Consider the following 12,966-nt stretch of genomic DNA (forward strand, 5'->3'; position numbering starts at 1 on the left):
GGCACGGCCTTCGCCGTGACCACCCCTCCCGGAGCACCGCCGTGAACGAGACGACGCTGGACCGCACCACCCTTGTCGGCACCGCCCCGCCGCCCCGCGCCGGGCGGGCGCGAAGCGTCGTTCCCGGCTTCGGCCTCACGCTGGGGCTCACTTTGCTCTGGCTGTCTCTGGTGGTGCTGATCCCGCTGGCGGCGCTGTTCCTGAAGACGGCGGAACTGCCGCCCGAGCGCATCTTCGCCATTCTCACCGCGCCCAGGACATTGAACGCGCTGAAGATTTCCTTCGGGCTCGCGCTGGCGGCGGCCAGCATCAACCTTGTGCTCGGCGCGCTCGTGGTGTGGGCGCTGGTGCGCTACGACTTCCCCGGAAGGCGGGTGCTCGACGCGCTGATCGACATTCCCTTCGCCCTGCCGACCGCAGTGGCCGGCATCGCGCTGACCTCGCTCTACGCCGAGAATGGCTGGATTGGCGGGCTGCTGGCGCCGTTCGGCATCAAGGTCGCGTTCACGCCGCTCGGCATATTAATCGCGTTGATTTTCATAGGCTTGCCCTTCGTGGTGCGTACGGTCCAGCCGGTGCTGGAAGACCTCGATCACGATCTTGAGGAAGCCGCCGCCACGCTCGGCGCCGGGCGCTGGACCACGATCCGCCGCGTCATCGCCCCGGCGGTGCTGCCGGCCTTCCTCACCGGCTTCGCCCTCGCCTTCGCCCGCGCGGTAGGTGAATACGGCTCGGTGATCTTCATCGCCGGCAACCTGCCCAATGTGTCGGAGATCGCGCCGCTTCTCATCGTCATAAGGCTGGAAGAATTCCGCTACGCGGACGCGACCGCGATTGCGGCGACGATGCTGGTGGCGTCTTTCCTTTTGCTCTTTGTGGTCAATGGCTTGCAGCGCTGGTCGCAGAGCCGCACCGGGAGGCTGGCATGAGCACCTCACCCGTCCGCGACGAGCCTGCGCTGGTCAAGGCGCTGGTCATCGGCCTCGCCCTCGGCATCGTCGGCCTGCTCATCGTCCTCCCCCTGATCGCCGTCTTCGCTCAGGCCTTCACCAAGGGCTGGGACGCCTATCTCGCCGCGCTGGTCGAGCCTGACGCGCTGGCGGCAATCCGCCTCACGCTGCTCGTCACCGCCCTCTCGCTCACCGCCAACACGGTGATGGGCCTCGTCATGGCCTGGGCGATCACCAAGTTCGAGTTCCGCGGCAAGAGCCTGCTCATCTCGCTGATCGACCTGCCTTTTTCGGTTTCCCCCGTGGTCGCGGGCCTTGTCTTCGTGCTGCTGTTCGGCGCGCAGGGCCTGTTCGGGCCGTGGCTAATCGACCATGGCTGGAAGATCATTTTCTCCTGGCCGGGCATCACGCTGGCGACGATTTTCGTCACCTTCCCCTTCGTCGCGCGCGAACTTATCCCGCTGATGCAGGAACAGGGCACGGCGGAAGAAGAGGCGGCGGTCACCCTCGGCGCCGGCGGCTGGCGGGTGTTCTCGCGCGTCACCCTGCCCAATATCAAATGGGCCCTGCTCTACGGCGTGCTGCTGTGCAACGCCCGCGCCATGGGCGAGTTCGGCGCGGTGTCCGTCGTGTCCGGCCATGTGCGGGGGGAGACCAACACCATCCCGCTGCAGGTCGAGATTCTCTATAACGAGTACCAGTTCCAGGCGTCCTTCGCCGTCGCCTCGCTGCTGGCCCTGCTCGCCATCGTCACCCTGCTGGCCAAGACCGTGCTGGAAGCGCGCCTCGGCCGCAGCGGCGGGCGCCATTGAGGGAGGTTCAGAACAGATAGACCGCCGCCAGCACGCCGCCGACGACCAGCACGGCAAAGGCGGCGGTCACCAGCCCCAGCCGTTCCTCGATGAAGGTGCGCGCACTCGGCCCGATCCAGTAAAGCAGTCCCGCCACCATGAAGAAACGCAGGCCGCGGGTGATGACCGAGAGCACGACAAACCAGAACAGGCTGTAATGGGCGAAGCCTGAGGTGATGGTCACCACCTTATAGGGGATCGGCGTCAGTCCCTTGATGAGGATGATCCAGTGGCCGTAGCGCTGATACGCTTCGGTGAAGGCGTCCACCTTGGCGCCATAGCCATAAAGCTGGATCAGGAACAGGCCGAGCGAGTCATAGAGCAGCGCGCCGATGGCGTAGCCGAACAGGCCGCCGATGACCGAGGCGAGCGTGCACACGGTGGCGTACCACCAGGCGCGCGCGGGTCGCGCCAGGCACATCGGCACGAGCATCACGTCGGGAGGCACGGGAAAGAACGAGCTTTCGGCGAAGGAGACGCCGGCCAGAGCCCAGGGCGCGGAGGGGCGCTCGGCAAGGTCGATCACCCATTGGTAGAGACGGCGCAGCATGAGAGGCCTGACGGAGAGAGAGAGAGAGAGACGGGAGCGCCGCGGCGCTAAAGCGCGATATTCAGGGGCGCCGGCGCGGCAGATCGGGAAGCGGCACGCCGGCGGCACCGTCGGCAAGATCCCATAGCAGCGGCCCGGCTGAGCCCGGACTGCCTTCGAATAGCGGCGAATCCTTGCCGGATGCTGACCGGCGCTTGGGAATTTTCTCGGCCATGCCCATGAGCTTCTCGCGCCGGCGCATCTCCGCCCAGACATCCTCCGGCTCGATGCCGAGTTCGGCCCACAGCACGACGAGATTGTAGATGAGGTCGGCGCTCTCGCGCACCGTGGCGGCGCGGTCGCCCATCACGCCGTCCAGCGCCACCTCGACCGCCTCCTCGGCGACCTTCTTGGCCATCGCCGCCCGCCCCTTGCGCAACAGTTTCGCGGTGCGCGGCGAAGGGTTGCTCCCCTTTCGCGTGGCGAGGACGGCGGTATACAGGCGACGGATCGAATCACTCATACCGTCAATTCTAGAGCGAATTACATGAAGGCTTCGCGGCAGAAACACGCCTAGCTGGCGACGCCGTGATCGCGCGCCCGGCTTTGTCTTTTGCGCCGCCGCGGCGATCGGGTTATTGAAGAGGCGCAATGGCTTTTCAGGCTGGCCGGCCATGCTGCGCGCCGCCGCCCTTCATGTTGAAACGGATACCGGAAGCGTGCTGAACCTTTCCCTGTCCCGCCCCGCCCGCCGCGCCGTCCGCTGGCTCGCCGCCGCGCTGCTCGTTCCCTTGTTGCTGGCGCCGCTCGCGGCCCAGGCGACCCCCTCGCTGGTCATCGACGTGGACAGCGGCAAGGTGCTGCTGGCGGAAGAGGCGACCAAGCCGTGGTATCCGGCCTCCATCACCAAGCTGATGACGGCCTATGTGACCTTCAAGGCGATCCGCGCGGGGCGGCTGACGCCCGAGACGCTCATCACCGTCTCGGAAACCGCCGCCGCACAGAAGCCCTCGAAGATGGGCTTCAAGGTCGGCACGCAGGTCACAGTCGACAATGCGCTGAAGATGATGCTGGTGAAGTCGGCCAACGACATGGCCGTGGTGCTGGCGGAAGGGGTGGGCGGCTCGCTGCCCGCCTTTGTCGCGGAGATGAACGCCACCGCCGCCGAACTCGGCATGAACGGCACCCATTACGCCAATCCCAATGGCCTGCCGGACCCGGAGCAGGTGTCGACCGCGCGCGACCTCGCCATCCTCGCGCGCGCCATCTTCCTCAATTTCCCGGAACAGGCAGACCTGTTCCGCATCCCGGCCATCAAGCTCGGCCCGGCGGTGATCCGCAGCTACAACAAGCTGATCGACCGCTATCCCGGCGCCGACGGAATGAAAACTGGCTTCATCTGCGCCTCCGGTTTCAACCTCGTCGCCAGCGCCACGCGCGGCAACCGACATCTTCTCGCCGTGGTGCTGGGCACCGATTCGGGCAAGGCCCGCACGGAGGAAGCTGCCCTGCTGCTGGAACGCGGCTTCCAGCAGCAGGGCAGCATCTTCGGCTCCATCGCCCCGTCGGTCGAATCGCTGCGCAATGAACCCGGCGCACCGACCGACATGCGCGCGCAGGTGTGCGGCGGCAAGCGCAAGAACACCGCGTCTGAAGCCGACGATGACAGCGGCCCGGCGCCGACCGGCTTCGTCGCCGCCGGCATGCCGCAGCTCGGCGAGAATGTGACCGGCGCCAGCCTGCTCCAGAAGCTGCCGCCGTCCATGCCGCCAGTCGAAGTGTTCGTCGGGCCCTTCCCCAGCGCCGAGGCTCTCGCCGCCGCCTATCCGCCGCCGCCGGCACCGAAGAAGCCGGCCAATGCGAAGAAGCCGGGCGACAAGAAGGGACAGGCGACCGCCATTATCGACCCCGCCGATCCCTCTGCCCCCGGTGCGCCGACACCAAAGCCCAAGCCGAAACCTGCAACGGCGCAGGCGACCACCGGCGCCAAACCGGCCGCCAAGCCGGCCACCAAGCCGGCGTCAAAGCCCGCGCCGAAGCCGGCGGCGGCGCCTGCCGCGCCGATGGAGCTCGCCCCGCCGCAGTAAGGGTGCGGGACGGCGCCGCGCAGCGACGCGGCGCCCACGCGCCGAACAGGAAACCGTCCATGAGCGAGGCGACACCTCTCCCGCCCGAGCCCATTCCCGTCACGCTGCTCACGGGCTTTCTCGGCGCCGGCAAGACCACCCTGCTGAACGCGCTGCTGCAGCAGCCGGGCATGGCGGACACCGCTGTCCTGATCAATGAGTTCGGTGAAATCGGGCTCGATCATCTTCTGGTGCAGCATTTCGACGACGCGACCGTGCTGCTCGCCTCGGGCTGCCTGTGCTGCACCATTCGCGGCGATCTTTCCGACGGGCTGGAACAGCTGCTGCGGCGCATGGACAATGGCGCCATCCCGCCCTTCCGTCGTGTGGTCATCGAAACCACCGGTCTCGCCGATCCCGCGCCGATCCTGCACGTCCTCATGATGCATCCCTATCTGGTGATGCGCTTCCGGCTCGATGGCGTGGTGACGGTGGTCGATGCCGTGAACGGGCTCGGCACGCTCGACGCGCACGCCGAATCCGTGCGGCAGGCGGCGATTTCCGACCGCATCGTCCTGACCAAGACCGATCTGATCGACACACCCGAACGCGCGGCCGACCTCGCGGTCCTGCGTCAGCGCCTCGCCCGCCTTGCTCCGGGCGCACCCGTGCTCGATGCGGCAAAAGGCGAGGCAACGCCCGCAGCCTTGCTGGGGGCCGGCCTCTATGATCCCTCCAGCAAGATCCCCGATGTCTCGCGCTGGTTGGCCGATGAAGCGGTAGCGGCGGCGGAAGAAGCCGCCCGCACTCATGCGCATGACGAGAACCGCCATGATGAGCGCATCCGCGCCTTTACCGTGGCCACCGACGCGCCCGTCTCCGCCGCCGCCATCGACATGTTCCTGGAACTGGTGCGCGGCACCCACGGCTCCAAACTGCTGCGGCTCAAGGGCATCGTGAAGCTGGCGGAAGACCCCGAGCACCCGCTGGTGCTGCACGGCGTGCAGCATGTGCTGCATCCGCCGAGCCAGCTCGCCGCCTGGCCGGACGACGACCGGCGCACACGTCTTGTCATGATCGTGCGCGATGTCGAACCCGCCGTGATCCGCCGGCTGTTCGACGCCTTCATGGGCCTGCCGGCGGTGGACCGGCCCGACCGCGCCGCCATGACCGATAACCCGCTCGCCCCGGCGACGCTGCGGCGTTGAGGCCGCGCTGGGTCTACTGCCCGGAGACCGGCGCGCCGTTGAGCAGGATCTGCGTGCTGCCGGGCGCCGGCGCGGGGGCCGAACCGGCAGCCGCCTCCGAGGCTTCGACCTTGGGGTCGGGCACGGCAATCACCATCGCCCAGTAGACGCTGTACTTGCTGCGCGGCGAACGCACCGCGGCGATGCCGAGGCGGGTGGCACCGGGCAGCAGCATGTTCTTGTTGTGCGAGGGCGAATCGCGCCACCCCGAAAAAGCCTCGGCCAGCGTGTGATAGCCGGCGCCGACATTCTCCGCCGCGCGCAGGCCGCTAAAGCCCGCCGCCTTCAGCCGCGTGGTCAGGCCCCGCCCGCCTATATTGTGCGAGAGCTGGTCGGCAGCCGCCATCGCCTTCGCCTGACGCTCGGCGACCGTCATCAACACCGGGTCGATCGTCACCGCCGGCAGGCCGCGCCCGCGCCGGTAGTCGCTGATGAGGTCAGCCGCCGCCTGCGGATCGAGCGCGCCACCCTTGGCGATGTTGGCATAGAAGGTCTCGTCCACCGGCACGGTGGTCGGACCGGCGGCGCACCCCGCCAGCAGGAGGGGCACCAGCAGGAGGCCGGCGAGGCGCTTCAGCGGGAACGACATGCGACACTCTCAAGGAGGAGCGGGAAGAAATCCGGGCCCGATTGAATCCGCCCGGATCAGTAAACCAATTGCTAACATCCGCGCCGGCGCACGACCGTTCCGCGAAAATGCTCAGCCAGCCTCGTCTTCAGCCGCCGGCTCTTCTCCGATCCGCCCGCCGCGATAGATGCTCCAAGGCGTGTAGGGAATGCCGATCTTCGCCGCCTTAAGCCGGTCCAGCACGGCGAAGTGCAGATCGCTCTTCACTGTCAGGGCGTAATCGACATTGGCGACGACGCAGCGCAGCTCGAATTTGAGGTAGCTGTCGCCGAACGCCATCAGGAAGACGCGCGGCGGCGGCGAGCGCAGCACCTGCGGGTGATCGCAGGCGCAGCCGATCAGGATGTCGCGCACCTCGTCCGCATCGGCGTCATAGGCGACATTCACCGCCACGATCACCCGGCCGGTGGTGTTGGCATGGGTGAAGTTCTTCACCATGCCGGTGATGAGGTCGGAATTGGGAATCAGCACCGCCGCGCGATCGAAGGTCTCGATCTCGGTCGCGCGCACGCTGATGCGCCGCACATAGCCCTCCTCGCCCTTCACCGCGATGGTGTCGCCGACCCGGATCGGCCGTTCCGCGAGCAGGATCAGCCCGGAAACGAAATTGGAGACGATGGACTGCAGGCCGAAGCCGATACCGACCGAGAGCGCACCCGCAACGAGCGCGATGTTCTCGAGATTCAGCCCCAATTGCCCCATCGCCATGGCGATGACGGTAATCGAGCCGATATAGCCGATGATGGTGGCGATGGAGTTCTGCAGGCCCTGGTCGAACGCCGTCTTCGGCAGGATCGCCACCGCGAACCAGCGCTGGATCGCCCGCGCGATGACGATGCCGACCACCAGGAACAGCAGCGCGCTCAGAATGTCGGCGATGGCGACGGTGGAATTGCCGATGGTAAAGCCGAGCGTGATGCGGCTCGCAATGTCGGCGAGGTCGGAGGTGGAGGTGCCGAAAGTGCCCACGGTGAGGATGACGATGCCGATGATCGCCACCGCCTTAAGCAGGCCGGCGGTTAGCACCGCCAGAAGTTCAAGGCTCGCCGGGCGAATGCCGATCAGCTTCGCCGCATGGCGCGCCCGCGGCCCCGTGGCGAGGGCGTCGATGAAGAGCGTGTTGATCAGCGCCACGACGAGATAGAGCGTGCCGGCCATCACCACGGCGATCAGTGCCCGCGACGACAGGAAGCCGGCGAAACTGACATAGCCGATGATCAGCGCGCCGAGGATGGTGAGGTTCAGGACCCAGAAGGGGAACTTGATCCAGTTGAGCACGGAGGTCGACGGCGCCTCCCCGGCCCCGGCGCCTGCTGCGGCCGGAGGCGCCGCGCTCCTGGTCTCGCCGCCCTTCGCATCGGACGTGTCGTTGTCGCCGTCGCCCGACAGGGCGTTGAGCGCCCGCATGCTGTGGGAACCCACCAGAACAAGGCAGAGCGACATGGTGGCGCTGGTCGCCACCGAGAGCGGCACTGGAACGACCAGGGCCCGATGGAAGGCGCCGAGCGTCACCGCTCCCGCCAGAACCCAGAGGCCGATCGAGGCGTAACGGAAGATCAGTCCGGCGATCTCGTCGGAGAGCGGCACCACGCGGCGCCGCGGCTCGCGCGGCGCCAGCGCCCCGTCGAGCAGGCCGACGCCGACGGCGACGATGACGATCGCCAGCAGAAGACCCTGGGTGATTTCATTCACCCGCGGCGGCAGCAGATCGAAGCTGTTGAGCAGCGCCAGAACCGCCGTGGCGGCCAAAGGCGCCGCCGCCAGGCGCAGAACCGCCACGAGCGCGGAGAGGCTGCATGCGCGAAGCCGCGAGATCGGCGCACCATCGACGCCGAGTTCAGCGCGTTGGATGGGGCGGGCCAATACGCTCCGCGCGAGGAAGATCAATCCCACAATCACCAGCGAGGCGAAGGCAATGGCGATCTGCCCGATCGGCTGCATGCGCGCATTGGCATAGGCCGCCCAGTCGCCGAGCAGATAGTTGATGCCGCGCAGTTCCACCGGCACCGCCGCCGCGGCTGCCAGCCAGAGCGAGGGATCGAGCACGCTGTAGGAGCGGGCGAGCAACTGGTCGGTGAACAGCGCCCGTCGCCGGCTGGTGATGCGGTCGGAGAGTTGATCCGCGCGCACCTTCAGCAGCCTCGCCTGCTTCAGCACCGCGTCGACCTCCGCCGCACGGGCGGTGAGCGCGTCGCGCTCGGCGGTAATCGACGCGCTCTCGGCCGGCGCATCTTCGGCGGGCTTGGGGCCGATTTCCTTGACGCGATGGTTGAGGTTGGTGAGCACCGGGTCAAGCGCGGCGATGCCGGCGGTCAGGTCGGCCCGCACCGGATCGAGCCGGGTGCGGAGATCGTCAAGGTCGCTTGAGCGCAACCCGTCGCGTCCGAGCGCCGCCTCCACACCGTCGACGATGGCGCGCTGGCCTTCCAGCTTCTCCTGCACCTGCTGCTGCTCGGGCGGAATTTGCGCGAAGCTCGCGCTGGCGCCGACCAGAACGGCAAGCGCCATCAGCGCGGCCAGAAGCCTAATCGCCGCGCGGCGCAAGCGACGCACGACTGCCCCCGCGCTGGCAGGGGACGCTGAGGCGGCGGAAGCGGAAAGGAGAACGCTGGAGAACATCGGGCCAGGAAGATTGGAGCCAGTCGCCGACCTGTCTCAGTCCCGATCAAGGCCAAGTCAAGGCCGGAACCAGGCCGGACAGACGCGATCTCAGTTCCCGCGTAGATGCGGCGGCAGCATGCGCTCCTGCAGATCGGCGGCGGAGAAGAGCACGGCGAAAATATCGCCGATGAATTCGCGGGCCTGCGAGAAAAAGGTGGCACGCGGAGCCCGCATGCGCCCGACCATCTCCTCGTCGTCGAGCTGGAGGTCGGCGGCATGATGAACCGCGAGGTTCCGCATCGGCCCGTTATTGGGCAGGAATACCACCTGCAGTTCCTCAATGCCGCGATTTTGCGCCAGCAGTACCAGATGGCGCATCAGTGCCGAACCGATACCCTTGCCCTGCCAGGCGCGCTCGACGCTGAACGCCGCCTCGGCCGCCGCCGGCTTGCCCGGGCGTCGGCCCAGCGGGTGCAGTTCGGCAACCGCCCGCAATTCGCCGTCGATGAAATAGCCGATGGCGCTGGCATCGCCCGACACTACGCGGGTGGCGTGACGTGCGAGGGCGTTGTCGGAGACCACGCCGCCGAAGCGCATGAAACGGCTCAGCGGGTCGAGACGCAGCAGGTGGGTCAGGATCAAGTCGCGCTCCGCCGGCACCAGCTTGCGGATGTGGCCGGGCAGGCGATCGGACATGGAAGCCGACGCCGGCGCTTCGGCACCGACTGCGGGAGAAAGGCTGGTCTCGGTCTGTATCATCGGTTCGGCCTCGGGGGGCGCCGCGATCTTTATTGCGGCGCAACACAAATATGCGCACCGCACAACGAGACAACTCCCGCATCTGCATAGCTCGCATGCGACGCTCGGAAGCCTTGCCAATCTACACGAGAAACGGGAACCGGCCTATCGGGAAGGTCGCGGATCCGCCGCGCCAGCGGCGCAGTTTCGCAGCGCCGCGCTCAGCGGCTGGCGCTGAGCGTCTGGGCGCGGGTCGCCACCTCGGCGATCGCTTCGCGCAGCCCCCCCTCCGCCGAGAGGCCGAAATTGTAATGGCTCATCGAGAACGGGCCGACCTTGCCGGGGTGCGCCGAGCGGAAACCAACATAGAGACCGAGGAACACCCCTTCCGGAGACAGCATCGCCGCGCCGGAAACCCCACCCTCGGCATCGCAGTCGATCGCCACCTCGCGCAGGCCGCCGCTGGCGGTCGCCGTCACCTTGCGGGCCTGGCAGTTCTGCAGCGAGTAGCTCTCCACCCCGCCGCTGCGGGCCGCCGCCGCAAGCACGATGTTGCCCGGCACCTGCATCGTGCCTGGCATATAGGGCCTAACCCCCTTGGCCGGCGCCACAAGCGGGACCACCGCCCAGTCCTTCACCGCCGGCTGGGTATAAGGCTGGCGCGCCCCGCACACCACCTTGTCAACATCGACCGGAATCGTCTGCCGGCGTCCCCCCGCGTTGATCTCGAAGGTGCAGGCGGCGCCGCGGCCGCGGGGCTCGCCGCCGGGAGCGAAAAGCACATGGGCGGCAGTGACCAGCACGTTATTGGCGCCGACGAGTTGACCGGTCCCCACCGCCGAGCCGCAGCGCACCAGCCCCGTCGCACCGAAGCGCGAGGCCATCGCTGCCGGCGTCAGGCCGAAGCTCCGGGCATAGTCGTCGCGGGAGAGGCGATCATCGCGGTCGATGATGATGGCGGAGGACGGCAGGCTGGCAGAAGTGGCGCTCTTGCTTTCGATCGGCCCCGCGGCTGCAGGGCTGCCCACGCCCCAGCATATCAGGGCGAGGAACAGGGCCGCCGTCGCCTTCGCGCCATTGCTCATCGCTCGCCGCTGCATCACGCTCTCGCCTGCGTTCACATGCTTGCGAGTGTGACGGCGGGAGAGGGACCGCGTCAAGGCACGGAGGTGTTAATGCTGTGACGACGTGTTCGGTTCCCGCAGATCAGCCATGCGCGTGACGCGCAAGGCGGCGGCTGCGCACCGTTCCTTCCCATCTTGCCGCGGCGTAGCGCTTGCCGCAACGGCGCGGGAACGCTAAGCGTGCGCTGCAATATCGCGGGGTGCCCCTATGGCTGAAACGGTGGCGGCGGAAGCAGGCGGGTCCGTGCTCGCCGCGCGATATGTCGCCCGCATGGCGGCCGGCGACATCTCACCCGATGCCGGGCAGGCGCGGGTGGTCGGCGCGCTGGCCGCGCTGGAACAGCGCATCGCCTCCCGCCGGCTCGCCCGCAAATCCTCTGCCCTCGGCTGGCTGTTCGCTCGCCGCGAGGACAGCATTCCGCGCGTGCGCGGGCTCTACATTCATGGCGCTGTCGGTCGCGGCAAAACCATGCTGGTCGACCTGTTCTACGAGAGCGTGGCTGTGCGCAAGCGCAAGCGCCGGGCGCATTTCCACGAATTCATGGCCGATGTGCATGCCCGCATCTTTCAGGTGCGGACCGACATGAAGGCGGGCCGCATCAAGGATGGCGACCAAATCGCCATCGTCGCCGCCGCGCTTTACGAAGAAGCGTGGCTGCTCTGCTTCGATGAGTTCCACGTCACCGACATTGCCGACGCGATGATCCTCGGCCGTCTGTTCGAGAAGCTGTTCGACCTCGGCGTGGTGATCGTCGCCACCTCCAACGTCGCCCCCCAGGATCTCTATGAGGGCGGGCTCAACCGCGCCCTGTTCCTGCCCTTCATCGCCATGATCGAAGAACATATGGAAGTGGTGCGCATCGAATCGCCCACCGACTACCGCATGGAAAAGCTCGGCGGCGTCCGCACCTGGTATGTCCCTGCCGCGCACGAGACCATGGCCGATGTCGACCGCGAGATGGACAAGGTCTGGCACCGTGTCGCCGGGGTCGATGGCGGCGCCCCCGCCAGCCTTGCCTCCGGCGGGCGCATCCTCACAGTGCCGCGTGCCGGCGGCGGCGCGGCGCGCTTCTCCTTCGAACAACTATGCGGCGTGCCGCTTGGCGCGTCGGACTATCTGCGGCTGGCGCGCAGCTATCACACCATCCTCGTCGACCATATTCCGACGCTCGACCAGGACCGGCGCAACGAGGCCAAGCGCTTCATCACGCTGATCGACGAATTCTACGAGAAAGGCGTCAAGGTCGTCGCCTCCGCCGAGGCCGAGCCGGAACAGCTCTATCTCGGCACCGAGGGTGCCGAAGCCTTCGAATGGGCCCGCACCGTCTCGCGTCTGCATGAAATGCGCTCGGAGGACTATATCGCCCGCCCGCACGGCCGGGGCGACTCGCAGGCCAGCGGCAACACCACCGGCCTGGTCGAAACCTGATGCGCGATGGAAAGCTGCTCATGACAGCGCTTCCGAACCCCACCCCTGACCACGGACGCTCCCGATGAGCCGCCGACCGAAGACACCCCATGAGATGCCGCACCACACCTGTGCGCTCACCGGCAACGTGGTCTCTGCGCGGGACGGCCTGCGCCTCGACATGCTGCGGCCGGGGCTTGCCGACCACATAAGGGCGCTCCACCCCGAGATCGCCCCGGACGCCTATATCTCGCGCAAGGCACTGGCCAAGGAGCGCGCCGCCTATATCGCCGCCACGCTGAAGGCGGAGCGCGGCGATCTTAGCCAGCTCGACCACGATGTCATTGCCAGCCTCGCCGCCAACGACATCCTGACGGAAAACATCGAGGACGAGATCGAGAGCGGCCGGACCCTGGGCGAGCGCGCCGCCGACGCGATCGCCTCCTTTGGCGGAAGCTGGACGTTCATCATCTCCTTCATCATCTTCATCATGGTGTGGATGGGATTGAACGTCCTGGGGATGATGGGCGCCTTCGACCCCTATCCCTTCATCCTGCTCAATCTCGTGCTGTCCTGCATCGCCGCCCTTCAAGCGCCCGTCATCATGATGAGCCAGAAGCGTCAGGAGGAGAAGGACCGGCAGCGCTCGGAGAACGACTACCGGGTCAATCTCAAGGCCGAGCTGGAAATTCGCCATCTGCACGAGAAGATCGACCACATGCTCACCCGGCAATGGGAGCGGCTGGCGGAAATCCAGGCAATTCAGATTGAACTCATGGAAGATGTCGCCAATCGTCGACATTAGACAAAGCGCAGCACGGCCG

General features: G+C 67.2%; 13 protein-coding genes. 7 read left to right on the forward strand and 6 right to left on the reverse strand.

What is annotated here, in order from left to right:
- The first annotated feature begins 140 nt into the window (after positions 1 to 140).
- Positions 141 to 929, forward strand: a complete 789-nt coding sequence (cysT, locus tag AAC979_RS15965; protein WP_371349076.1) for a sulfate ABC transporter permease subunit CysT — start codon at positions 141 to 143, stop codon at positions 927 to 929.
- The gene (cysW, locus tag AAC979_RS15970) at positions 926 to 1,762 is read left to right on the forward strand and encodes a sulfate ABC transporter permease subunit CysW (RefSeq protein ID WP_371347855.1); all 837 of its coding nucleotides are present in this window, start codon (positions 926 to 928) and stop codon (positions 1,760 to 1,762) included. Before cysT ends, cysW begins: the two co-directional genes overlap by 4 nt.
- A 7-nt stretch (positions 1,763 to 1,769) precedes the next feature.
- Here cysW and AAC979_RS15975 read toward each other — a convergent pair whose 3' ends face one another.
- On the reverse strand, positions 1,770 to 2,351 hold the full coding sequence (locus tag AAC979_RS15975; RefSeq protein WP_371347856.1) for a YqaA family protein: 582 nt from the start codon (positions 2,349 to 2,351) through the stop codon (positions 1,770 to 1,772).
- A 61-nt stretch (positions 2,352 to 2,412) separates the two neighbouring features.
- Complete coding sequence (gene hisE / locus AAC979_RS15980) at positions 2,413 to 2,853, reverse strand: phosphoribosyl-ATP diphosphatase (RefSeq protein ID WP_371349077.1); 441 nt, start codon at positions 2,851 to 2,853, stop codon at positions 2,413 to 2,415.
- Positions 2,854 to 3,052: 199 nt separating this feature from the next.
- Between hisE and AAC979_RS15985 the strand changes: the two genes are divergently transcribed.
- Positions 3,053 to 4,417, forward strand: coding sequence for a D-alanyl-D-alanine carboxypeptidase family protein (locus AAC979_RS15985; RefSeq protein WP_371349078.1), 1,365 nt, complete (start codon positions 3,053 to 3,055; stop codon positions 4,415 to 4,417).
- Positions 4,418 to 4,476: 59 nt separating this feature from the next.
- Positions 4,477 to 5,604 carry a GTP-binding protein gene (locus AAC979_RS15990; RefSeq protein WP_371347858.1) on the forward strand — a complete coding sequence of 376 codons (1,128 nt, stop codon included), beginning with the start codon at positions 4,477 to 4,479 and terminating at the stop codon, positions 5,602 to 5,604.
- A 13-nt stretch (positions 5,605 to 5,617) separates the two neighbouring features.
- On the opposite strand, the gene AAC979_RS15995 is transcribed toward AAC979_RS15990, so the two are convergent.
- From AAC979_RS15995 to AAC979_RS16005, 3 genes are all read right to left on the reverse strand, one after another.
- Positions 5,618 to 6,232, reverse strand: a complete 615-nt coding sequence (locus AAC979_RS15995) for a CAP domain-containing protein (RefSeq protein WP_371347860.1) — start codon at positions 6,230 to 6,232, stop codon at positions 5,618 to 5,620.
- A 111-nt stretch (positions 6,233 to 6,343) separates the two neighbouring features.
- Complete coding sequence (locus tag AAC979_RS16000) at positions 6,344 to 8,824, reverse strand: DUF3772 domain-containing protein (protein ID WP_371347861.1); 2,481 nt, start codon at positions 8,822 to 8,824, stop codon at positions 6,344 to 6,346.
- Positions 8,825 to 8,980: 156 nt separating this feature from the next.
- A complete protein-coding gene (locus tag AAC979_RS16005) occupies positions 8,981 to 9,568 on the reverse strand; it encodes an N-acetyltransferase family protein (protein ID WP_371347862.1) in 588 nt (195 codons plus the stop codon).
- Here AAC979_RS16005 and AAC979_RS16010 point away from each other — a divergent pair.
- Positions 9,567 to 9,848, forward strand: a complete 282-nt coding sequence (locus AAC979_RS16010; protein ID WP_371347863.1) for a hypothetical protein — start codon at positions 9,567 to 9,569, stop codon at positions 9,846 to 9,848. The two genes, AAC979_RS16005 and AAC979_RS16010, sit on opposite strands and share 2 nt — an antisense overlap.
- On the opposite strand, the gene AAC979_RS16015 is transcribed toward AAC979_RS16010, so the two are convergent.
- Positions 9,832 to 10,710, reverse strand: coding sequence for a trypsin-like peptidase domain-containing protein (locus tag AAC979_RS16015; RefSeq protein WP_371347865.1), 879 nt, complete (start codon positions 10,708 to 10,710; stop codon positions 9,832 to 9,834). The two genes, AAC979_RS16010 and AAC979_RS16015, sit on opposite strands and share 17 nt — an antisense overlap.
- A 232-nt stretch (positions 10,711 to 10,942) precedes the next feature.
- On the opposite strand from AAC979_RS16015, the gene zapE reads away from it, so the two are divergent.
- Together zapE and AAC979_RS16025 are read left to right on the forward strand one after the other, a co-directional pair.
- Complete coding sequence (gene zapE / locus AAC979_RS16020; RefSeq protein ID WP_371347866.1) at positions 10,943 to 12,163, forward strand: cell division protein ZapE; 1,221 nt, start codon at positions 10,943 to 10,945, stop codon at positions 12,161 to 12,163.
- A gap of 64 nt (positions 12,164 to 12,227) precedes the next feature.
- On the forward strand, positions 12,228 to 12,947 hold the full coding sequence (locus AAC979_RS16025) for a DUF1003 domain-containing protein (RefSeq protein WP_371347867.1): 720 nt from the start codon (positions 12,228 to 12,230) through the stop codon (positions 12,945 to 12,947).
- The last annotated feature ends 19 nt before the right edge of the window (positions 12,948 to 12,966 follow it).

The sequence above is a fragment of the Ancylobacter sp. IITR112 genome, assembly GCF_041415945.1.
Lineage (GTDB): Bacteria > Pseudomonadota > Alphaproteobacteria > Rhizobiales > Xanthobacteraceae > Ancylobacter.